Here is a 20,396-nt window from a genome sequence, read left to right on the forward strand (position 1 = left end):
CAGGCATATTGCTTACTGGAGAGACAGATGGCACTGACAGCCGAACAGAAGGCCGCAATCGTCAGCGAATTCGGCCGTGGCGACAACGACACCGGTTCCCCCGAGGTTCAGGTGGCCCTGCTGAGCGCCAACATCGATGGCCTGCAGGATCACTTCAAGACCAACAAGCAGGATCACCACTCCCGTCGTGGCCTGATCCGTATGGTCAACCAGCGCCGCAAGCTGCTGGACTACCTGAAGCGCAAGGACTTCGAGCGCTATCAGGCTCTTATCCAGCGCCTGGGCCTGCGTCGCTAAGAAAAGGGCATTTCGCTACTGCGCTCGGTGTTTTGGTAAAGGGCTGGCCGCCGGCGGTGCCGGTGCGCCGGCCCGGTCGTATCCTCAATGTAGCGAGCTACACTCCGGCTCCTGCGCGCCGACGGCGACCAGCCTCTCAGCGCTCGTAACGCGAAATCCTCCTTTTCTTCAGCTTTTTCGAAACGGGTAGCTCCCTCAGGGGGCTGCCCGTTTTGCGTCTGGTGGGCGGAAATGTCGCCATCCGGTGGCCGCGGGGCGCGTCAACCCCTAAAATGGTCGCCGAGTCGAAACGACCCAAACACAGAAAAGTAGATATCGAAGGAAGTCGCCGTGAATCCGGTCAAGAAGACATTTCAGTACGGTCGCAGCACCGTCACCCTGGAAACCGGGCGCATCGCCCGCCAGGCCACCGGGGCCGTGATGGTCACCATGGACGACACCGTGGTGCTGTGCACCGTGGTGGCGAGGAAAGAGGCCAACCCCAACCAGCCGTTCTTCCCGCTCTCCGTCCACTACCAGGAGAAGACCTACGCGGTCGGCAAGATTCCCGGCGGCTTCTTCAAGCGCGAGGGGCGCCCCACCGAGAAGGAGACCCTCACCTCGCGGCTGATCGATCGCCCGATCCGCCCGCTGTTCCCCAAGGGGTTCATGAACGAGGTCCAGGTCATCTGCTCGGTGCTCTCCACCGATCGCAACCATGATCCGGACATCGCCGCCATGCTCGGCACCTCCGCCGCCCTGGCGATCTCCGGCGTGCCCTTCAACGGCCCCATCGGTGCCGCCCGCGTCGGCTTCGACGAGGAGAAGGGCTACTTCCTCAACCCCACCGTGGAGGAGCTGGTCGGCTCCGAGCTCAACATGGTGGTGGCCGGCACCGAGAAGGCGGTGCTGATGGTGGAGTCCGAGGCCAAGGAGCTGCTCGAGGACGAGATGCTCGGCGCCGTGCTCTACGGCCACCAGGAGATGCAGGTGGCGATCCAGGCCATCAACGAGCTGGCCGCCGAGGCGGGCAAGCCGAGGTGGGACTGGCAGCCCGCTGCCGAGAACGTCGCCCTCAAGGCCGCCATGGCCGAGGGCTTCGAGGCGAAGGTCGGCGAGGCCTACCGCATCACCGACAAGATGGCCCGCCAGGATGCCCTCTCCGCCCTCAAGGACCAGGCGGTCGAGCAGCTTGCCGGTGAGGAAGAGGGCAAGTTCGACGCCGACGAGGTCAAGGGCGCCTTCGCCGGCCTCGAGAAGCGCGTGGTGCGCTCCCGGGTGGTCAAGGGCGAGCCGCGCATCGACGGCCGCGACCACAAGACCGTGCGTCCGCTCTCCATCGAGGTGGGTACCCTGCCCAAGACCCACGGCTCGGCGATCTTCACCCGCGGCGAGACCCAGGCCATCGTGGTGGCGACCCTGGGCACCCTGCGTGACTCCCAGCTGATCGAATCGCTGGAGGGGGAGCGCAAGGACCGCTTCCTGCTGCACTACAACTTCCCCCCCTACAGCGTGGGCGAGGCCGGCTTCATGGGCGGCCCCAAGCGTCGCGAGATCGGCCATGGCCGCCTGGCGCGCCGCGGCGTGCAGGCGATGCTGCCGGACGAGGCGGAGTTCCCCTATACCATCCGTGTGGTCTCCGAGATCACCGAGTCCAACGGCTCCAGCTCCATGGCCTCGGTGTGCGGCTCGTCACTGGCGCTGATGGACGCCGGCGTGCCGATGAAGGCCCCGGTGGCGGGCATCGCCATGGGCCTGGTCAAGGATGATGACGGCTTCGCCGTGCTCACCGACATCCTCGGCGACGAGGACCACCTCGGCGACATGGACTTCAAGGTGGCCGGCAGTGCCGAGGGCGTCACCGCCCTGCAGATGGACATCAAGATCGAGGGCATCAACGAGGAGATCATGGAGCAGGCGCTGCAGCAGGCCCTCGAGGCGCGCCTGAACATCCTCGAGCAGATGAATGCGGTGATCGCCCAGAGCCGCGCCGAGGTCTCCGAGAACGCGCCCTCCATGGCCACCATCAAGATCGACCCGGACAAGATCCGCGACGTCATCGGCAAGGGCGGCGCCACCATCCGCAAGATCTGCGAGGACACCGGCGCCTCCATCGACCTGGATGACGACGGCACCGTGCGCATCTACGCCGAGGACAAGAAGGCGGCCAAGGCGGCCATCGACACCGTGCTGGCGATCACCGCCGAGCCCGAGATCGGCAAGCTCTACCGCGGCAAGGTGGTACGCATCGCCGACTTCGGCGCCTTCGTCAACATCATGCCCGGCACCGACGGCCTGGTGCACATCTCCCAGATCGTCCCGGAGCGGGTCAACGACGTGCGCGACTTCCTCAACGAGGGCGACGAGCCCATCGTCAAGGTGCTCGACATCGACAACCGCAACCGGGTGAAGCTCACCATCAAGGAGATCACCCCGGAAGAGAAGGCGGCATTCGAGGCCGAGGAGGCCGCCGAGCCGGAGCTGTAACCGACCGCCTTCGGCGAGCCGCAAGCGCCAAGGCGCAAGGAAAACCGCCCCCGCAGCCTGGCTGCGGGGGCGGTTCTTTATTTCTGGCTTAGAGGAGGCGCTGATTCATGTCGCGAGCGATGAGAGGCTGATCGTCGCCGGAGCGCAGGAACCGGAGTGTAGCTCGCTACATGAGGATTCCGAGCACCGCCGGCGGTCAGGATATCGAGCGCAGCAATGAATCAGTGTTTCCTCAGCGCTCGATGGCGAGCGCTACCCCCTGCCCACCGCCGATACACAGCGTGGCCAGGCCCTTCTTGGCATCGCGGGCGATCATCTCATGCACCAGGGTCACTAGGATGCGGCAGCCGGAGGCGCCGATTGGGTGGCCGATGGCGATGGCGCCGCCGTTGACGTTGACCTTGCTGACATCCCAGCCGAGCTCCTTGTTGACGGAGAGCGCCTGGGCGGCGAAGGCCTCGTTGGCCTCGATCAGGTCGAGGTCGTCCAGGCTCCAGCCGGCCTTCTCCAGGCAGCGGCGGGTGGCCGGGGCGGGGCCGATGCCCATGATGCTCGGGTCGACGCCGGCATTGGAGTAGGCGGCGATGCGCGCCAGCGGCTCCAGGCCCAGGGCCTTGGCCTTCTCGGCGGTGCACAGCATCACCACGGCGGCACCGTCGTTGATGGAGGAGGCGTTGCCGGCGGTGACGCTGCCGTCCTTCTTGAAGGCCGGGCGCATGCCGGAGAGCTTCTCGGCGGTCACCTCGCGGGGGTTCTCGTCGGTGTCGAACACCACCGGGTCGCCCTTGCGCTGGGGGATCTCCACCGGGACGATCTGGCCCTTGAACCTGCCTTCCTTGATGGCGGCGGCGGCCTTCTGCTGGGAACCGGCGGCGAACTCGTCCATCGCCTCGCGGGTGATGCCGTACTTCTCCGCCAGGTTCTCGGCGGTGATACCCATGTGGTAGTTGTTGAAGGCGTCCCACAGGCCGTCGTGCACCATGGAGTCCACCGCCTTCCAGTCGCCCATGCGCTGGCCGTTGCGTGAGTTGGGCAGCACGTGGGGCGAGGCGGACATGTTCTCCTGGCCGCCGGCGATGATCAGCTCGGCGTCGCCGCAGCGGATCGCCTGGGTGGCCAGGTGCAGCGCCTTGAGGCCTGAGCCGCACACCTTGTTGATGGTCATGGCCGGCACGGCGTCGGGCAGGCCGGCCTTGATGGCCGCCTGGCGAGCCGGGTTCTGGCCGACCCCGGCGGTGAGCACCTGGCCGAGCAGCACCTCGTCCACCTGGTCGCCGGCGACGCCAGTGGAGGCCAGGATATCCTTGATCACCAGGGCGCCCAGGTCGCTGGCAGGGATGCCGGCCAGGGAGCCGCCGAAGGCGCCGACGGCGGTGCGGCGGGCGGCAACGATTACCACTTCTTGCATGGGAGCACTCTCCTCGCTGGAAAGACGGGCTTGCGGCCTTGTCGCGACTGCCGGACACGACCGGGGTCTCTCAGCATAGGGGACTCTTGTGCGCCGCGGCAATGCCTGGGTGACGGCCATTGGTGGTACGGGCCGAGAGGGCGGCGGACCGAGGACCGCCGCGCCGGGGCTCAAGCCATCTGGACGGGGATGGCGTGGCTGGTATGGCTGACCACGTTACCTTCCTGGAGGTAGACCAGCGCCGGCTGGTGGCTGTCGAGCTCGGCGTCGCTGTAGTGGGCGTAGCTGCAGATGATCACCCGCTGGCCTTCGCTTGCCAGGTGGGCGGCGGCGCCGTTCACCGAGATCACCTTCGAGCCCTCCTCGGCGCGGATGGCATAGGTGGTGAAGCGCTGGCCGTTCTCGACGTTGTAGATCTGGATCTGCTCGTTCTCGCGGATGCCGGCCATGTCGAGCAGCTCGCCGTCGATGGCACAGGAGCCCTCGTAGTTGAGCACGGCATGGGTGACGCGGGCCATGTGCAGCTTGGCCTTGAGCATGATGGTGTACATCGGGGCAGGGTCCTCCGGGTGGGCCGCGTCAGCGCGGCAGGGTCAGCGTGAGGTTGTCGATCAGTCGGGTGGGGCCGAGGCGCGCGGCGGCCAGCAGCACCGCCTCGCGGGTGGTGGCGGTGACCGGCCCCAGGTCGGCGGCGCGCAGCTCCAGGTAGTCCGGCGTGAAACCGGCCTGGTGCAGGCGCCCGAGGCCCTCCTCGAGGCTCGGGGCGATCTCGGCGCCGCCTTCCAGGGCGTCGCGCAGCGCGCACAGTGTGCGATGGAGCTCGGGCGCGGTGGCGCGCTGGGCGCCATCCAGGTAGCCGTTGCGCGAGGAGAGTGCCAGGCCATCCTCGGCGCGCACGATAGGCACGCCGACGATCTCGATGGGGAAGTGCAGGTCGGCCACCATGCGGCGGATCACCGCCAGCTGCTGGTAGTCCTTCTCACCGAAGCAGGCGAGGTCGGGCTGCACCAGGTTGAAGAGCATGCCCACCACCGTGGAGACGCCGTCGAAGTGGCCCGGTCGCGAGGCGCCGCACAGGCCCTCGGTGACCTCGGGGACCACGATGCGGGTCTGGGCCTCGAGGCCGCGGGGGTAGACGGTGGCGGTATCGGGGGCGAACAGCAGGTCGCAGCCGGCCGCCTCGAGCCGCGCCTGGTCATCCTCCAGGGTGCGCGGGTAGGCGTCGAGATCCTCCCCCGCACCGAACTGCAGCGGGTTGACGAAGATGGTGGCGATCACCACCTCCGCCCGCTCGCGGGCGGCGGCGACCAGCGCCAGGTGGCCGTCGTGCAGGTTGCCCATGGTGGGCACCAGGGCGATGCGATCGCCGCGCCGACGGGCGTCGCCCAGCGCCTCGCGCAGGGCGGGAATCTCTCTCAGGGTACGCATGGCGAAGTTCCGGCTGGAAGCGGTCGTCAGACCGCGGTCAGAAACAGTGCTCCTCGGCGGGGAAGCGCCGCGCCTTGACGTCCTCGTGGTAGCGACGGAAGGCGCCGTGGATGTCCTCGGCCTCGGCCATGAAGTTCTTCACGAAGCGCGGCTTGCGCCCGGGGGTGACGTCGAGCACGTCGTGCATGACCAGTATCTGGCCGTCGGTGTCGGGCCCGGCGCCGATGCCGATCACCGGCACCTCCAGGGCCTCGCTGATGGCGCGGCCCAGGCTTGCCGGCACGCACTCCAGCAGGATCACCGAGGCGCCGGCCTCGATCAGGGTGCGGGCGTCCTCGAGGATCTGGCCGGCGCGCTCGGCCTCGCGGCCCTGCACCTTGTAGCCCCCCAGCTGGTAGACGGTCTGCGGGGTCAGGCCGAGGTGGGCGCATACCGGCACCCCGCGGCGGGTCAGCTCACGGATGCCGTCGGCCATCCACGCCTCGCCCTCCACCTTGACCAGCTCGGCGCCGGCGCGCATCAGCTCGCCGGCGTTCTCCAGCAGCCGCTCGGTGCTGGCGTTGCCCATGAAGGGCAGGTCGACCATCAGCAGGCTCGCCCCCTTGCCGCGGGCGACACAGCGGGTGTGGTAGCAGATCTCCTCGAGGGTGACCGGCAGGGTGCTGGCGTGGCCCTGGAGGACCATGCCCAGGGAGTCGCCCACCAGCAGCACCTCGATGCCGGCCTCGCTGGCGGCCCGGGCGAAGGAGGCATCGTAGGCGGTCAGGCAGCTGAAGGTCTCACCGGCGCGCTTGAAGGCCTGCAGCGTGCTCAGGGTGACGGGTTTCATGGCGTGCTCTCTCGGTTGTGGCGTCGGGACCCGGGCTGGACCGGCCCGTCTGACCCGCGATTGTTACCCGATTCGCCTTGCTGTGTCGATGGGTAACACTTTATCGGACCTGGCGCTCGTTCGGTAACACTCGCAGCGTCCCCGGGGCGGGGCGTGCGGCCTCCAGGTCGGCCAGGCGCCGGCCGTCCGGGAGGCTGAGCCCGGGCGCCACCGCCAGCAGTGGCACCACCACGAAGGCGCGGCGGGTCATCTCCGGGTGCGGCAGGGTCAGGCGCGGCAGCGCGAGACGGCTGTCATCGAACAGTAGCAGATCCAGGTCGAGGGTGCGGGGGCCCCAGCGCCGGCCGCGGACCCGGCGATGGCGCTGCTCCAGGGCCTGCAGCTGGTCGAGCAGTGCCAGCGGCGAGAGTCGGGTCTCCAGGCAGGCCACGGCGTTGATGAAGTCGGGCTGGTCCTGGGGGCCGACGGGACGGCTGGCGTAGAGCCCTGAGGCTGCCCGGCGGCGGGTCAGCGGTAGGCGGTCGAGGGCGTCGAGGGCCCGGGCGACCTGCGCATCGGGCTCCTCGAGGTTGCTGCCCAGGCCGACCCAGGCGCGGTGCAGGCTCATGCGTCGGGGCTGCCGCCACCGTTGTCGCGGCGGGGCTTGCGGCGCCGCCGGCGCTTCTTGCGTCCGGGCTTGCCGCTGCCGGCGGGATGGGCGCCGACCTTGTCCAGCAGCCGGGCCTGCTCGTGTTCGTCGGCGTCCTGGAAGGCGGTCCACCAGTCGCCGAGGCCTGGGGCGATCTCGCCGGCGGCCTCGCGCAGCAGCAGCATGTCGTAGGCGGCGCGGAAGCGCGGGTGCTCGCGGGTCTGGAAGACGCGGCGGCCGCGGCGCAGCGGCAGGCGCTGCTGGAGGTCCCAGATGTCGCGCATGGGCAGGCTGAAGCGCTTGGGGATGGCGACATGCTGGAGCTGGCGCGAGACCACCTGCTGGGACGCCGCCTGCAGCGCAGGGATCGGCGGCAGGCCCCTGGCCTCCTGCTCGGCCTGGCGCTGCACCACCGGGGCCCAGAGCAGGGCGGCGAACAGGAAGGCCGGGGTGACCGGGCGCTCCTCGTGGATGCGCCGGTCGGTGCTGGCCAGCGCCTCCTCCACCAGGCGCTCGGCCCAGGGCAGCTCGTCCATCGCCTCGGCGGCCTCGGGGAAGAGCATCGCGAACAGGCCGTAGTGGCGCAGCAGGCGGAAGGTCTCGACGCCGTGGCCGCCCATGAACAGCTTGAGCACCTCGTCGAACAGGCGTGCCGGCGGGATCTGCAGCAGCAGCGGGGCAAGCTCGCCGATGGGCGCCTCGGTGTCCGGAGCGAGGTGGAAGTCGAGCTTGGCGGCGAAGCGCACGGCGCGCAGCATGCGTACCGGGTCCTCGCGGTAGCGGGTCGCCGGGTCGCCGATCAGGCGCAGGGTGCGCGCCTCGATGTCACGCACGCCGTCGGCGAAGTCGTGGATCGAGAAGTCGGCGATGCTGTAGTAGAGGGCGTTGATGGTGAAGTCGCGGCGCAGGGCATCTTCCTGGATGTTGCCCCAGACGTTGTCGCGCAGCAGCAGGCCGTCGTCGGACTGTTGGGCGATGTGGTCGGCGTGATCGTCGCTCGGCTTGCCGCGGAAGGTGGTGACCTCGATGACCTCGCGGCCGAAGCGGACGTGGACGATGCGGAAGCGGCGACCGATGATCCGCGAGTTGCGGAACAGGCCCTTGACCTCCTCGGGCGTGGCGTCGGTGGCCACGTCGAAGTCCTTGGGCATGCGCCCCAGCAGGGAGTCGCGGATGCAGCCGCCGACCAGGTAGGCCTCGAAGCCGGCGTTGTGGAGCCGGTAGAGCACCTTGAGGGCGGCGTCGCTGAAGTGCTGGCGGGAGACCGGGTGCTCCTGGCGGGGGATGACGCGCACCTCGGGCAGGCCGGCGGCGGCCTCGGTGCCGAACAGCGACTTCAGGCTCTCGCCGGGACTCTGCAGAAAACGGGTAAATCCTTTGAACATGCGGCGATATCGACTCGCAGGGCGGAAAAAGCTCGTGACAAGCGTAGGGCCGTGAGTGTAGCGGACCCCCGGGGGCTTGCATAGCGGCCGCCTCTTGCCGTCAGGGCTAGCGCAGTGAGTAATGCTGCGCCAGGCTTTCCCGGCGATAGGCCGGCCCTTGCCGTCCGGTCGCCAGACGTAGAAGGGGGAGGCCGGATGGCCTCCCCCTCAAGCAGTGTGGCAGCGTCCGTGCTGCTGGTTCTTCTTCGTGATGGCACATCGCCTTGAATACGCACCACAGTCACCAAGGAGGTCAGGCAAGCAGTGTTGTTATCCTTGTTGGCGCTCCCGGTGGTGACCGCCTCGTATTCAAAACAATAATCCAACCACGACGGCAGTGAGACTGCCTCCCCCCGGCGTGTTGCTGTTGTTTCCGGGGGTGCGCCTGGCTGGGCCCGTTATTGTTGTTCGTGGGCGTGTGGGCCGGCGCGTCGCGTCCTGTGTCTTCCGGTGCCTCGGTCGCTGCGGTTGTTGTTGTTCGGGTCGATCGCGTCGACCAGAGCCGAGGAGCCGGGCACTCGATGCTGTTGTTGTTGTTCGGTCTGGTGCCGTATGGCGTGATCCGCTTGGGTTGTTGTTGTGGCGGCGGATCTGTGTCACCCGGGCTGCGCTGTTGTTGTTGTGGCGGGCAGCGGGCGACGCCGGAACTTGTTTTTCTTGCCCTGTTAGATAGCAGTCGGCGTGCCAGTCCTGTTTTATCCCTTTAATGACAGCACCTTACATGGGTGAGGCGACGGGCGGCGCCGGAGGAGTCCGGCGAGTGTTACCCGAATGGCACTGGGATGGGGCACTGGCTGTGTGGGACGGTAACAAATGGGGCAGGGTGGGCCGGTAACACCGGCCATGGGGCCTCTCCGGAGGTCGGGGCAGGCCTCTAGCACCATGGTCGCATGGACGTGGGGCGGGTCACTCGGCCTTGCGGCGCAGGCTTCTCTTGCGCGGGATGCCGAGGCGCTGACGGCGTTCCCACAGCGACTTGCGGCTGATGCCGAGCTTCTGGGCCAGCTCGGTCTCGCTCATGTGGTCTTGGTGCTCGAGGACGAAGTGCTGGAAGTAGTCCTCCAGCGACAGGTCGTCGTCGGGGGCGGTGGTGGCCTCGCCGGCAGGCGCGGGCTCCTCGTCCGGCGCGGTCGGCCGCCGTGGGGGAAGCGGGGCCTCCGAGAGCCCCAGGTCGTCGGGATGGATCAGGTGCCCCTCGGCGAGGATCACCCCGCGCTCCAGGGCGTTTTCCAGCTCGCGCACGTTGCCGGGCCAGGGGTAGTGGCGGATCTCGTCGCGGGCCGCCCGGGAGAGGCGCAGCCCCTCGCGGTCGTGGCGCCGGCAGGCCTTCTCCAGCAGGGCGTCGGCGATCAGCAGCACGTCCTCGTCGCGCTCGCGCAGCGGCGGCAGGTCGATCTGCATCACGTTGAGGCGGTAGTAGAGGTCGAGGCGGAACTCGCCGGTCTTCGACAGCGCCTGGAGGTCGCGGTGGGTGGCGGCGATCAGGCGCACGTCGACGTGGCGGGTCTCCACCGAGCCGATGCGGCGGATCTCGCCCTCCTGGAGCACGCGCAGCAGGCGCGCCTGGGCGTCCAGCGGCAGCTCGCCGATCTCGTCGAGGAACAGGGTGCCGCCGTCGGCGGCCTCCACCAGGCCGGTGCGCGCCGCGCTGGCGCCGGTGAAGGCGCCCTTCTCGTGGCCGAACAGCTCCGACTCGATCAGGGTCTCGGGGATCGCCGCGCAGTTCACGCAGATCAGCGGCGCCTGGGCGCGCCGGCTCTGCTGGTGGAGGGCGCGCGCCACCAGCTCCTTGCCGGTGCCGGACTCGCCCTGGATCAGCACGGTGACGTCGGCCGGGGCGGTCTTGCGGATCCGCGCGTAGACCCGCTGCATCGCCTCGCAGTGGCCGATCATCGGCCGCGCCTGGCCGTCGGGCTCGGCGACGTCGGGAGGCTCGGCGCGGCGACTGGCCTGCTGGTGCAGCACCCGCGCCACGGTCTCCAGCAGCTCGTCGTGGTCGAAGGGCTTGGCCACGTAGTCCACCGCGCCCTGCTTCAGGGCCTCCACCGCCGAACGCATGCTGGCATAGCTGGTCATGATCAGCACCGGCACCGGGGCGGCGCGCTGGATCAGCGCGGTACCTGGCTCGCCAGGCAGGCGCAGGTCGCTGATCACCAGGTCGAAGCGCTGCGGATCCCGGGCCATGGCCTCGTCCACCGCGCCGGCCTCCTCGACCCGGTAGTCGTGGCGCTCGAGCAGGCGGCGCAGGGCGCTGCGGATGATGGCTTCGTCTTCTACGATCAGGATCCGGCTCATCGGGGTGTCTCACCCTCCTTCTGGTGGCGCGGCAGCCACACCGAGATGCGGGTGCCGTGCGCGTGTCCCGGCGGCGGCGAGGCGACGTCGAGCCGGCCGTGGTGCTCGGCGATGATGGTGTAGACCAGCGGCAGGCCGAGCCCGGTGCCTTCGCCGGGGGGCTTGGTGGTGGTGAAGGGCTCGAACAGGCGGTCGCGCACGCCCTCGTCGATGCCGCTGCCCTGGTCGATGACGTCGAGGCGCACGCCATCGCCCTCCACGCGGGCCTCGATGGTCACGCCGTCGCCGGCACGGCTGGCGTCGCGGGCGTTGCTCAGCAGGTTGACCATCACCTGCAGCAGGCGCTGGGCGTCGCCCTCCACGCCGGCCTCGGCCGGGCAGCGGTTGTCGAAGCGGATATCGTCCCCCGAGCGGGCGAGGTGGATCAAGTGGATCGCCTCGTCCACCACCTCGGCCAGCAGGACCCGGTCCAGCGGGCGGTCGGGCAGGTGGCGACCGCCATGGGCGAAGCCCACCAGCGAGGAGACGATGCGCGAGACGCGGTCGGTGAGCTGCTGGATCTGCTCGGCGGTCTGCAGCACCTCGGGGTCGTCGGTGTCGTAGCGCAGGTTCTGGGCCAGCGAGGAGATGCCGGTGATGGGGTTGCCGATCTCGTGGGCGACCCCGGCGGCCAGCTGGCCGATGGAGGCGAGCCGTGCGGCGTGTACCAGCTCGTCCTCCAGCCACTTCATCTCGCTGTGGTCCTCCACCAGGATCACCCGTCCGCCGGGCTCGTCCTCCTCGCCGGCGAGCTCCGCCTGGTGCAGGCTCAGGTAGCGGGTGGTGCCCGCCAGGGTGACCGGCTGCTTGTAGAGCTGGGGCGCCTCGCTCTCGAGGACGCGTCCCAGCAGCTCGCCCCAGGGAGCGGGCAGGCCGTCGCGTCGCGAGCCGATCACGCTGGCGCCCTCGATGCCCGAGAGCCGGGCCAGGGCGTCGTTCCACATCAACAGCTCGCCATCCTCGCCGAAGGCGCATAGCCCCACCGGCAGCCGGGCCAGGGTGCGGCGGTGGTAACGGCGCAGGCCGTCGAGCTCCCGGGCCAGGCCGGTGAGGCGCGAGCGGTAGGCCTCCAGGCGGCTTTCGACGAAGTGGATGTCCTCGGTGGCGCCCGGCCCGCCCTGGCGATAGGGCAGGTAGCGATCGACGATGTCCTGGGCCACCGAGGGGCCCATCAGCCCGGAGAGGTTGGCCTGAAGGCGGTCACGCAGGCGACGCAGGGCGTAGGGGCGGCCCTCCAGCGGTGAGAGGCCGAGGTCGTCCAGGGCGCGGTCGACCTCGCGGCTGGCCACCGACTCGCCCAGGGCGCGGGCCAGCCGCGCCTTGAACTCCTCGCCGTTGGCCGCCTCCAGGGGCAGGCGCTTGGGGCGGATCACGGCGTCCACCGAGCAGGCCTCGGCGGCGGCGCGCTCGCCCTCGGAGGTGGGGGTGGCCAGCGAGACGACGATGAACACCAGGGCGTTGGTGGCCAGCGAGACCAGGGTGACGACGTACCAGTCGGGTTCGCCGGCCAGCACCTCGAGGCCGGGGGGCAGCAGCACCAGCGCGGGCAGCCCGGTGAGCAGCGGCAGCCACAGCCCGGCCAGCCACACCAGCACCCCGGCTACCAGCCCCGCGACCATCCCCTTGCGGTTGGCCCCCGGCCAGTAGAGCAGGGCCAGCAGGCCGGGCAGGCACTGGGCCATGCCCACGAAGGCGGCCAGCCCCAGGCTCGTCAGGTCGTGGTTGAGGCCCACCACGCGGTAGAACAGCCAGCCGCCCAGCACCACCGCCAGCACCAGGCCGCGGCGCAGCCACTGCAGCCAGCGGTAGAGGTCCTGCTGGGCCTCCGGCGGGTGGGCCACCAGGAAGACGTGGTTGACCAGCATCCGCGACAGCGCCAGGGCGATCAGCAGGGTGGTGGCGCCGGTGGCGGCCAGGCCGGCGAGGAAGGCCAGGGCCTGCAGCGCCAGCGAGTCGGAGAGGCCGAACGCCAGGTAGGCGACACCCAGCGGCGCCTCGGCCTCGAGCGCCTGACCGGCCCACAGGATCAGCGGCACCGGCAGCGCCATCAGCAGCAGGAACAGCGGCAAGGCCCAGCTGGCCTGCAGCAGGGTGTGGCGCGAGCGGGTCTCGGTGAACACCAGGTGGAAGATGTGCGGCATCATCAGGCCGGCGAAGAACAGCAGCAGCAGCGAGCGCCAGTGGGCGGGGTCGGTCTGCACCACGCTCGCCTGGTGCGCCTGGCCGGGCCCCTCGAGCCAGGCCTGGACGCTGGCCGGGCCGTCGAAGACCGCGAACAGGGCGAAGGCCCCGAGGCCCAGCATGGCGGCCAGCTTGATCAGCGAGGAGAGCGCCAGCACCGCCAGCAGGCTGTCGTGGCGGCCGTCGATGCGCCGGCGCCCGACGAACAGCATGTCGAACAGTGCCAGCAGCAGGCAGAAGGCCAGCGCCAGGGAGGCCGGCGAGGCGGCGCCGGTCATCAGGTAGATGGCATTGCCCATGGTCTGCACCTGCAGCGCCAGCAGCGGCAGCACCGCCAGCAGGCTGATCAGGGTGACCAGGCTGCCGACCCAGCGCGAGCGGTAGCGGAAGGCGAAGAGGTCGGCCAGGGAGGCCAGCTGGTGGGTGCGCACCATGCGCTGGATCGGCACCAGCAGCACCGGCGCCAGCAGGAAGGCGCCGGCCACCCCCAGATAGTAGGTGAGATAGCCGTAGCCGGCGGTGGCGGCGAGCTCCAGGCTGCCGTAGATGGCCCAGGCGCTGGCGTAGACCCCCAGCGCCAGGGTGGTGACCAGCGGGTGGCGGGTGACCCGGGTGGGCACCAGCCCGCGCTCCACCGCCAGCGCGCAGAGCAGCAGCAGCAGCAGGAAGCCGGCGCCCACGCCGAGCATGGTCACCAGGCTAGCGCTCATCGAGCTTCCTCTTCTGTTCCAGCCACAGGGTCAGGGCGATCAGCACGCCCCAGATGACGAAGGGTCGGTACCAGGCGACGCCGGGGCTGCCCCAGCCGCTCATCATCAGTGGCGAGAGCAGGTAGCCGCCCAGCACCAGGAACAGCATCAGCCGATAGACGTACATGGCGTCTCCTCAGGTCGGCGCCGCGAGCGGACGCTCGCGGTGCGGCTGGAGGCGCGCCACCGACCAGGCCGCCACGGCCTGGGCGAGCTGCTCGACCACCGGGGCGCTGGCGAGCCCTGCCGGCGGGGCCTGGTCCAGGGCCGTCAGGGCGGCGTGGAGCAGCGGGCGCACCGCCTCGTCGTCGGTGGGCAGCGCCGGCGCCAGGTTCTGCTTGGAGAGCTTCTGGCCGTTCTCGCCGACGATCAGCGGCAGGTGCAGGTAGCGTGGCTCGGGATAGCCCAGGGCGTGCTGCAACTGGCGCTGCCAGGGGGTGTTGTCGAGAAGGTCGAGGCCGCGCACCACGTCGGTGATGCCCTGGTCGGCGTCGTCCACCACCACGGCGAGCTGGTAGGCCCACAGGCCGTCCTTGCGCCGCAGCACCACGTCGCCGAGCGTCGCCGGGTCGAAGCACTGGTGGCCGAACAGGCGATCCTCCCAGGTCACCGGGCGCAGCCCCAGGTCGCTGCGCAGCCGCCAGGCCACGGGCTTGCCGGGCTCGCGCACGCCCTCGCGGCACCAGCCGGGGTAGATGGGGTAGTCGCGCCACTGCTTTCGCGAGCAGCTGCAGGGGTAGGCCAGGCCCTGGTCGATCAGCCGCTCCAGGGCGGCCTGGTAGGCGTCGTCACGGTCGTGCTGCCAGAGCACCGGGCCGTCCCAGTGCAGGCCGAAGGCTTCCAGCTGGCGCTGGATGGCATCGGCGGCGCCGGCCGGGCAGCGCGGCGGGTCGATGTCCTCGATACGCAGCCGCCACTCGCCGCCGGCGTGGCGGGCGTCCAGGAAGCTGGCCAGAGCGGCCACCAGCGAGCCGAAGTGCAGCGGCCCCGAGGGGGTGGGGGCGAAGCGGCCGCGGTAACGGCTCATGGGCGCCTCCCGTCGCGGGCGTCAGACACGCAAACGGGCACCCTGGGGTGCCCGTCGCGGATGGCCGGTGCGTGCATCGGCATGCTCGGCTCAGCCGCCCAGCTGCTTTTCCTTGAGCTCGGCCAGCGTCTTGCAGTCGACGCACAGGGTGGCCGTGGGGCGGGCCTCCAGGCGGCGGATGCCGATCTCGACGCCGCAGGCCTCGCAGAAGCCGTAGTCGTCCTCGTCGATCTTCTCGAGGGTCTCGTTGATCTTCTTGAGCAGCTTGCGCTCGCGGTCACGGGTGCGCAGCTCCAGGCTGAAGCCCTCCTCCTGGGTGGCGCGGTCGGCCGGGTCGGCGTAGTTGTTCGCCTCTTCCTGCAGATGGCGTACGGTGCGGTCCACCTCTTCCATGAGCTCCTGCTTCCAGCCCAGCAGGATCTGACGGAAGTGCTCCAGCTGCTTCTCGTTCATGTACTCTTCACCCGCTGCCGGCTCGTAGGGGGTGAATTTCTTGGGCGCTTCCGTTTTCTTGTCGGCTACTGGCATGGGACTGCCTCGTTACTTGAGTGACTGCTGATCAATACCCGCCGCGATGCAAGGTATCTCACGCCAAAGGGATGCTTGTTTAGCCCAAATATCGGGGCTTTGCAACCTCCTCCTCGCCCCTGGCTGCGCCCCTGCCACCAAAGTCGTTACACTGTGGCCGCATCTGACGCTTTGACCAGGCCGCGGGGGCGAGGCTCCCCGGCGCCCCGTCCCCTTCCACAGGAGTCCCGCCATGGCGTGGAGCCCGCGCATCGATCGCATCGCCCCCTTCCGGGTCATGAGCCTGCTGGAGACCGCCCAGGCCCGGGAGGCCGCCGGCCATGACGTCATCCACCTGGAGGTGGGCGAGCCCGACTTCGCCACCCCCGAGCCGGTGGTGGCCGCGGGGCAGGCGGCGCTGGCCGCGGGGCACACCCGCTACACGCCGGCGGCAGGGCTGCCGGCGCTGCGCGAGGCGATCGCCGGCCACTATGCCGAGCACTTCGGCGCCGAGGTCGACCCGCGCCGCATCCTGGTCACCCCTGGCGCCTCCGGGGCGCTGCTGCTGGCCAGCCAGCTGCTGGCCGGGCCCGGCGACCGCGTGCTGATGGCCGACCCCAACTACCCCTGCAACCGCCACTTCATGGCCCTGGCCGGGGTCGAGGTGGACACGGTGCCGGTGGGGCCGGAAAGCGGCTGGCAGCTGGATGCCGAGCTCGTCGCGGCGCACTGGCGCGACGCCACCCGGCTGGCGATGCTGGCCACCCCCTCCAACCCCACCGGGCATATGCTCGATGCCGGGCGACTCGCGGCGGTGGCCGAGACGGTGGCGGCGAGGGGCGGCGCGCTGCTGGTGGACGAGATCTACCAGGGGCTCTGCTATGACCTCGCGCCGCTCTCGGTGGCGTCGGTCACGCCGGACGCCTTCGTGGTCAACAGCTTCTCCAAGTACTTCGGCATGACCGGCTGGCGGCTGGGCTGGCTGCTGGCGCCGGAGGCGGCGGTGGAGCCGCTCACCCGGCTGGCCCAGAACGTCTTCCTGGCCGCCCCCACGCCGGCCCAGCATGCCGCCCTGGCGGCCTTCACCCCCGAGTGCCGTGAGATCCTCGAGGCGCGGCGTGCCGAGCTCGGCCGGCGCCGTGATGCCCTGCTCGGCGGGCTGGCGCGGCTCGGCCTGGCGCCTTCGCTGCCGCCCCAGGGCGCCTTCTACCTGTGGCTCGACATCTCCCGCTACAGCGACGACAGCCAGGCCTTCTGCCGGCGGCTGCTGGAGGAGGAGAACGTCGCCATCACGCCGGGGATCGACTTCGCGGTGGCGGGCGGCGAGCGCCATGTGCGCATCGCCTTCACCACCGGGATCGCGCGCCTGGAGGAGGCGGTGGCCCGCCTCGAGCGCTTCCTGGCGCGCCAGTAGGCAGCGGCATGGAGTATCCCGAGCTGGTGCCCGGCACCCTGCTGCGGCGCTACCAGCGCTTCCTGGCCGATGTGCGCCTCGATGATGGCCGCGAGGTCACCGCCCACTGCCCCAATACCGGCTCCATGCGGGCGGTCAATGTGCCGGGCTGCCGTGTGTGGCTCTCGCCGAGCGACAACCCGAAGCGCAAGCTGGCCTGGACCTGGGAGCTGATCGAGCTGCCCCAGCCCGACGGCACGCTGGCACTCGCCTCGGTGCAGACCGGCCGCGCCAACCGCATCGTCGAGGAGGCGCTGCGCGCCGGGCGGGTGCCTGGGCTTGCGGGCTATGCCGAGCTGCGCCGCGAGGCGACGGTGGCTGCCGCGGGGGGGCAGGCCGCGCGACTCGACTTCCGCCTCGACGACCCCGAGCGCGGCACGGCCTTCGTGGAGGTCAAGCAGGTCACCCTGAAGGAGCCCGATGGCCACGGCTACTTCCCGGACGCGGTGAGCGCGCGGGGCCGCAAGCACCTGGAAGTGCTGGCGGCACTGGCCCAAGCGGGGCAGCGGGCGGTGCTGCTGTTCTGCGTGGCCCACGAGGGCATCGACGACGTGGCGCCGGCCGAGCACCTCGACCCCGCCTACGCCCAGGCCCTGCGCGACGCCGCCGGGCTCGGGGTGGAGGTGCTGGCGCAGCGCTGCGAGATCCGCCGCGCGGGGGAGCGGCCGGTGGCGATCCGGCTGGGCGAGCCGCTGCCGGTAGCGCTCGAGCGGCGCTTCCGCGAACCAGGTGGGCCGGCCTGATCGCCCCTGCCTGTAAGCCCTATCTGTCGATGTAGAAGCGCTGGATGAAGCTGACGTGCGCCGGCTCGGCGTTGCGGTCGTGGCGCACCTCGAGGTCGAAGCGCATGGGGGCGTCGTCGCGGATGCGGAACACCGCCACCTGGGAGGGGGTGTCGCCGATGCGCAGGGTGCGGAAGCTCAGCGGCTCGCCCTCCTCGTCGCCCACCTCGCCGACGCGCCCGTCGACCGTGGCCGGCACGCTGCGGGTGGTGCCGTCCGCCTGCTCCTCGAGCACGCTGACGTTGAGCAGCGCCAGGGCGGGGTTGCGCTGGATGCGGTGCTCGCGGGCCACCGCCTCGGGCAGGAAGCTGGTGCTCACCGCGCTGTAGTGGATCTGGACGTCATCTACCTGCTCGAACTGCTGGGCGGTGGCGGCAGCGGCCAGCAGGGACAGGGTGCCCGCCGTCAGGGCGGCCAGGATGCCTCGCTTCATCGTCTCCCTCGCATGTGTAGGCCCGTGGGCGCCGGGTCAGCCACGGCTGACCCGGAAGATCGCGATCTCGCCGAACAGGTTGGGCCACAGCCGCGAGGTCCAGTGTCCCTCGTGGTCGCCGATGCCCACCGCCCGGTCGGTGATGATCAGACCCTTGTCGCGACAGAGTTGTTCAAAGTCGTTGAAGGTCGAGAGGTGGATGTTGGGGGTGTCGTACCAGGCGTGGGGCAGCGACTTGGAGACCGGCATGTAGCCGCGGATGCCCAGGTGCACCCGGTGGCGCCAGTAGGCGAAGTTGGGGAAAGTGATGATCGCCTCGCCGGCCACGCGCAGCATCTCGTCCAGAGCACGGTCGGGGCGGCGCAGCGCCTGCAGCGCCTGGGTCATCACCACCAGGTCGCAGGCGTCGTCGTCGAAGTTGGCCAGCCCCTCGTCGAGGTTCTGCTCGATGACATTGACCCCGCGGGCGATGCAGGCGGTGATACCGTCCGGGTCGATCTCCAGGCCGTAGCCGGTGACGTTCTTGTCGCGGGCCAGGGCATCCAGCAGGGTGCCGTCGCCGCAGGCCAGGTCGAGGATATGGGCGCCGGCCGGGACCCAGTCGTGGATCAGCTTGAGGTCGGGGCGGGTCATGGGCGCTCCTCCAGGCCGAGGTCCCGGGCCACGCGTGCCATGAAGGCCGCGAACACCGCCTGGTAGCGGGGTTCGGGCATCAGGAAGGCGTCGTGGCCGTGGGTCGAGTCGATGTTGACGTAGCTGACCGCCTTGCCGGCACGGATCAGGGCGTCCACCAGCTCCCGGGAGCGCGAGGGCGGGAAGCGCCAGTCGGTGGTGAAGCTGGCCACCAGGAAGGGGCACTCGGCCGGGGCCAGGGCACGAGCCAGGTCGCCGCCGTGCACCGCCGCCGGGTCGAAGTAGTCCAGCGCCTTGGTCATCAGCAGGTAGGTGTTGGCGTCGAAGGAGGTGGAGAAGGTGTCGCCCTGGTAGCGCAGGTAGGACTCCACCTGGAACTCCACGTCGAAGCCGAAGTTGAAGTCGTCACTGCGCAGGTCGCGGCCGAACTTGTGGCCCATGGCGTCTTCGGAGAGGTAGGTGATGTGGCCCACCATGCGCGCCAGCTTGAGCCCACGCCGGGGGATGGCGTCGTGTTCGGCGTACCAGCCGTCGTGGAACTCGGAATCGGAGCGGATCGCCTGGCGGGCGACCTCGTTGAAGGCGATGTTCTGCGCCGAGAGCCGCGGCGTGGCGGCGATCACCGCGGCGCTGGCGACCCGCTCCGGGTAGCTCAGGGTCCACTGCAGCGCCTGCATGCCACCCAGGCTGCCACCGATCACCGCGGCGAAGCGCTCGATCCCCAGGCGGTCGGCCAGGCGTGCCTGGCTGTGCACCCAGTCGCCCACCGTCACCACCGGGAACTCCGGCCCCCACAGGCGGCCGGTGGCGGGGTTGACGCTGGCCGGGCCGGTGCTGCCGTGACAGCCACCGAGGTTGTTGAGCGAGACCACGAAGAAGCGGTCGGTGTCGATGGACTTGCCCGGCCCGATATGGGCGTCCCACCAGCCCGGCTTGCGCTCGTCCTCGGCGTGGTAGCCGGCGGCGTGGTGGTGGCCGGAGAGGGCGTGGCAGATCAGCACGGCGTTGGAGCGCTCGGCGTTGAGGGTGCCGTAGGTCTCGTAGACGAGGTCGTAGGCCGGCAGCGTCCTGCCGCAGGCCAGTTCCAGGGGGTCGTCGAAGTGCGCCGTCTGGGGCGTCACCAGGCCGACCGAGTCGCGTGCGATCTCGGGCATCAGTCGTTCCGTGTCCAGTCGTTGCGGGGCGCACCGCCGGTGGCGTCAGAGGCCCACCAGGGCGCCGGCGATCCCGGCGGCGCGGGTCAGCGAGGTCACCACGATACCATCGATCAGGCTGATGGCGATGAACACGAAGATCGGCGACAGGTCGATCATGCCCAGCGGCGGGATCACCTTGCGTACCGGCGCCATGATCGGCTCGACCAGCTGCATCACCAGCAGCGCGCCGGGGTGGCTGGCGCTGGGGGCCACCCAGCTGAGGATGATCATCACGATCAGCGCGAAGAAGTAGATCTTGAGGATGGCATTGGCCAGCGCCGCCAGGGTGCCGATGGCGACCCCGGCCACCGGCGGCATGCCGAAGCCGGCGACCTGCAGGATCACCACGATGCTGATCGCCTTGATCACGAAGCCGGTGGCCAGGGTGGCCAGGTCGAAGCGGCCCATGACCGGGCCGAGGAAGCCCTGGAAGGGGCGCACGGCGGGCTGGGTCACCCTGACCACCGACTGGCTGATGGGGTTGTAGTAGTCGGCCCGCGACGCCTGCAGCAGGAAGCGCAGCATCAGCAGGAAGATGTAGATGTTGACCAGGGTGTTGACCAGCATCAGGCCGGCGTTGCCCAGTTGGCTGCCCATATGGGCCCTCCTCGGGAATGGGGT

Annotated in this window: 19 protein-coding genes; 4 read left to right on the plus strand and 15 right to left on the minus strand. The window is 70.0% G+C overall.

Going from position 1 to position 20,396, the window contains the following annotated elements; translation table 11 throughout:
• Positions 1–27 precede the first annotated feature (27 nt).
• Together rpsO and pnp are read left to right on the plus strand one after the other, a co-directional pair.
• Complete coding sequence (gene rpsO / locus BLP95_RS11005) at positions 28–297, plus strand: 30S ribosomal protein S15 (protein ID WP_023005012.1); 270 nt, start codon at positions 28–30, stop codon at positions 295–297.
• A gap of 330 nt (positions 298–627) precedes the next feature.
• Complete coding sequence (gene pnp / locus BLP95_RS11010) at positions 628–2,763, plus strand: polyribonucleotide nucleotidyltransferase (RefSeq protein WP_176760274.1); 2,136 nt, start codon at positions 628–630, stop codon at positions 2,761–2,763.
• 232 nt (positions 2,764–2,995) lie between these two features.
• On the opposite strand, the gene BLP95_RS11015 is transcribed toward pnp, so the two are convergent.
• The 11 genes from BLP95_RS11015 to dksA form a co-directional block, all read right to left on the minus strand.
• Positions 2,996–4,171, minus strand: coding sequence for an acetyl-CoA C-acetyltransferase (locus tag BLP95_RS11015; RefSeq protein WP_089679262.1), 1,176 nt, complete (start codon positions 4,169–4,171; stop codon positions 2,996–2,998).
• Between the two features lie 170 nt (positions 4,172–4,341).
• Positions 4,342–4,722, minus strand: a complete 381-nt coding sequence (panD, locus tag BLP95_RS11020; RefSeq protein WP_023005009.1) for an aspartate 1-decarboxylase — start codon at positions 4,720–4,722, stop codon at positions 4,342–4,344.
• Positions 4,723–4,750: 28 nt separating this feature from the next.
• Positions 4,751–5,599 (minus strand): pantoate--beta-alanine ligase, encoded by an 849-nt coding sequence (gene panC / locus BLP95_RS11025; protein ID WP_089679265.1) that lies wholly within the window; start codon positions 5,597–5,599, stop codon positions 4,751–4,753.
• Positions 5,600–5,636: 37 nt separating this feature from the next.
• Positions 5,637–6,428, minus strand: a complete 792-nt coding sequence (gene panB / locus BLP95_RS11030; RefSeq protein ID WP_089679268.1) for a 3-methyl-2-oxobutanoate hydroxymethyltransferase — start codon at positions 6,426–6,428, stop codon at positions 5,637–5,639.
• A gap of 100 nt (positions 6,429–6,528) precedes the next feature.
• Positions 6,529–7,035, minus strand: coding sequence for a 2-amino-4-hydroxy-6-hydroxymethyldihydropteridine diphosphokinase (folK, locus tag BLP95_RS11035; RefSeq protein ID WP_089679271.1), 507 nt, complete (start codon positions 7,033–7,035; stop codon positions 6,529–6,531).
• A complete protein-coding gene (gene pcnB / locus BLP95_RS11040) occupies positions 7,032–8,441 on the minus strand; it encodes a polynucleotide adenylyltransferase PcnB (protein ID WP_089679274.1) in 1,410 nt (469 codons plus the stop codon). Before pcnB ends, folK begins: the two co-directional genes overlap by 4 nt.
• A gap of 945 nt (positions 8,442–9,386) precedes the next feature.
• Complete coding sequence (locus BLP95_RS11045; protein ID WP_089679279.1) at positions 9,387–10,775, minus strand: sigma-54-dependent transcriptional regulator; 1,389 nt, start codon at positions 10,773–10,775, stop codon at positions 9,387–9,389.
• The gene (locus tag BLP95_RS11050; protein ID WP_089679282.1) at positions 10,772–13,705 is read right to left on the minus strand and encodes an ATP-binding protein; all 2,934 of its coding nucleotides are present in this window, start codon (positions 13,703–13,705) and stop codon (positions 10,772–10,774) included. Before BLP95_RS11050 ends, BLP95_RS11045 begins: the two co-directional genes overlap by 4 nt.
• Positions 13,695–13,871, minus strand: a complete 177-nt coding sequence (locus BLP95_RS16890) for a hypothetical protein (protein ID WP_176760275.1) — start codon at positions 13,869–13,871, stop codon at positions 13,695–13,697. The genes BLP95_RS11050 and BLP95_RS16890 overlap by 11 nt, the downstream gene beginning before the upstream one ends.
• Positions 13,872–13,880: 9 nt before the next feature.
• Positions 13,881–14,771 (minus strand): tRNA glutamyl-Q(34) synthetase GluQRS, encoded by an 891-nt coding sequence (gluQRS, locus tag BLP95_RS11055; RefSeq protein WP_089679284.1) that lies wholly within the window; start codon positions 14,769–14,771, stop codon positions 13,881–13,883.
• Between the two features lie 90 nt (positions 14,772–14,861).
• Entirely contained in the window at positions 14,862–15,299 is a 438-nt protein-coding gene (dksA, locus tag BLP95_RS11060) for an RNA polymerase-binding protein DksA (RefSeq protein WP_089679288.1), read from the minus strand.
• Between the two features lie 232 nt (positions 15,300–15,531).
• Between dksA and BLP95_RS11065 the strand changes: the two genes are divergently transcribed.
• Positions 15,532–16,692, plus strand: a complete 1,161-nt coding sequence (locus tag BLP95_RS11065) for a pyridoxal phosphate-dependent aminotransferase (protein WP_089679290.1) — start codon at positions 15,532–15,534, stop codon at positions 16,690–16,692.
• An 8-nt stretch (positions 16,693–16,700) separates the two neighbouring features.
• Positions 16,701–17,474 carry a DNA/RNA nuclease SfsA gene (gene sfsA / locus BLP95_RS11070; protein WP_089679293.1) on the plus strand — a complete coding sequence of 258 codons (774 nt, stop codon included), beginning with the start codon at positions 16,701–16,703 and terminating at the stop codon, positions 17,472–17,474.
• Positions 17,475–17,493: 19 nt separating this feature from the next.
• Here the strand turns inward: sfsA and BLP95_RS11075 are convergent, their stop codons facing one another.
• The 4 genes from BLP95_RS11075 to BLP95_RS11090 are packed head-to-tail and all read right to left on the minus strand — an operon-like array spanning position 17,494 to position 20,372.
• Positions 17,494–17,946, minus strand: a complete 453-nt coding sequence (locus tag BLP95_RS11075) for a DUF4426 domain-containing protein (RefSeq protein ID WP_089679296.1) — start codon at positions 17,944–17,946, stop codon at positions 17,494–17,496.
• A gap of 36 nt (positions 17,947–17,982) precedes the next feature.
• Complete coding sequence (gene metW, locus BLP95_RS11080) at positions 17,983–18,579, minus strand: methionine biosynthesis protein MetW (RefSeq protein ID WP_089679299.1); 597 nt, start codon at positions 18,577–18,579, stop codon at positions 17,983–17,985.
• A complete protein-coding gene (gene metX, locus BLP95_RS11085; RefSeq protein WP_089679302.1) occupies positions 18,576–19,733 on the minus strand; it encodes a homoserine O-succinyltransferase MetX in 1,158 nt (385 codons plus the stop codon). Before metX ends, metW begins: the two co-directional genes overlap by 4 nt.
• Before the next feature lie 45 nt (positions 19,734–19,778).
• Positions 19,779–20,372: a YggT family protein gene (locus BLP95_RS11090; protein ID WP_089679305.1), complete on the minus strand. Its 594-nt coding sequence runs from the start codon at positions 20,370–20,372 to the stop codon at positions 19,779–19,781.
• Between the last annotated feature and the right edge of the window lie 24 nt (positions 20,373–20,396).

Origin of the sequence: Halomonas shengliensis, assembly GCF_900104135.1 — a bacterium.
Taxonomy (GTDB): domain Bacteria; phylum Pseudomonadota; class Gammaproteobacteria; order Pseudomonadales; family Halomonadaceae; genus Halomonas; species Halomonas shengliensis.

Bases quoted from the DNA above. Each gene is read 5' to 3' on its own strand.
- folK (WP_089679271.1), bottom strand. From the start codon at position 7,035: ATGAGCCTGCACCGCGCCTGGGTCGGCCTGGGCAGCAACCTCGAGGAG.
- panB (WP_089679268.1), bottom strand. From the start codon at position 6,428: ATGAAACCCGTCACCCTGAGCACGCTGCAGGCCTTCAAGCGCGCCGGT.
- pcnB (WP_089679274.1), bottom strand. From the start codon at position 8,441: ATGTTCAAAGGATTTACCCGTTTTCTGCAGAGTCCCGGCGAGAGCCTG.
- rpsO (WP_023005012.1), top strand. From the start codon at position 28: ATGGCACTGACAGCCGAACAGAAGGCCGCAATCGTCAGCGAATTCGGC.
- panC (WP_089679265.1), bottom strand. From the start codon at position 5,599: ATGCGTACCCTGAGAGAGATTCCCGCCCTGCGCGAGGCGCTGGGCGAC.
- BLP95_RS11090 (WP_089679305.1), bottom strand. From the start codon at position 20,372: ATGGGCAGCCAACTGGGCAACGCCGGCCTGATGCTGGTCAACACCCTG.
- BLP95_RS11015 (WP_089679262.1), bottom strand. From the start codon at position 4,171: ATGCAAGAAGTGGTAATCGTTGCCGCCCGCCGCACCGCCGTCGGCGCC.
- metW (WP_089679299.1), bottom strand. From the start codon at position 18,579: ATGACCCGCCCCGACCTCAAGCTGATCCACGACTGGGTCCCGGCCGGC.
- BLP95_RS11075 (WP_089679296.1), bottom strand. From the start codon at position 17,946: ATGAAGCGAGGCATCCTGGCCGCCCTGACGGCGGGCACCCTGTCCCTG.
- gluQRS (WP_089679284.1), bottom strand. From the start codon at position 14,771: ATGAGCCGTTACCGCGGCCGCTTCGCCCCCACCCCCTCGGGGCCGCTG.
- BLP95_RS11045 (WP_089679279.1), bottom strand. From the start codon at position 10,775: ATGAGCCGGATCCTGATCGTAGAAGACGAAGCCATCATCCGCAGCGCC.
- BLP95_RS11065 (WP_089679290.1), top strand. From the start codon at position 15,532: ATGGCGTGGAGCCCGCGCATCGATCGCATCGCCCCCTTCCGGGTCATG.
- sfsA (WP_089679293.1), top strand. From the start codon at position 16,701: ATGGAGTATCCCGAGCTGGTGCCCGGCACCCTGCTGCGGCGCTACCAG.
- dksA (WP_089679288.1), bottom strand. From the start codon at position 15,299: ATGCCAGTAGCCGACAAGAAAACGGAAGCGCCCAAGAAATTCACCCCC.
- metX (WP_089679302.1), bottom strand. From the start codon at position 19,733: ATGCCCGAGATCGCACGCGACTCGGTCGGCCTGGTGACGCCCCAGACG.
- BLP95_RS16890 (WP_176760275.1), bottom strand. From the start codon at position 13,871: ATGTACGTCTATCGGCTGATGCTGTTCCTGGTGCTGGGCGGCTACCTG.
- BLP95_RS11050 (WP_089679282.1), bottom strand. From the start codon at position 13,705: ATGAGCGCTAGCCTGGTGACCATGCTCGGCGTGGGCGCCGGCTTCCTG.
- panD (WP_023005009.1), bottom strand. From the start codon at position 4,722: ATGTACACCATCATGCTCAAGGCCAAGCTGCACATGGCCCGCGTCACC.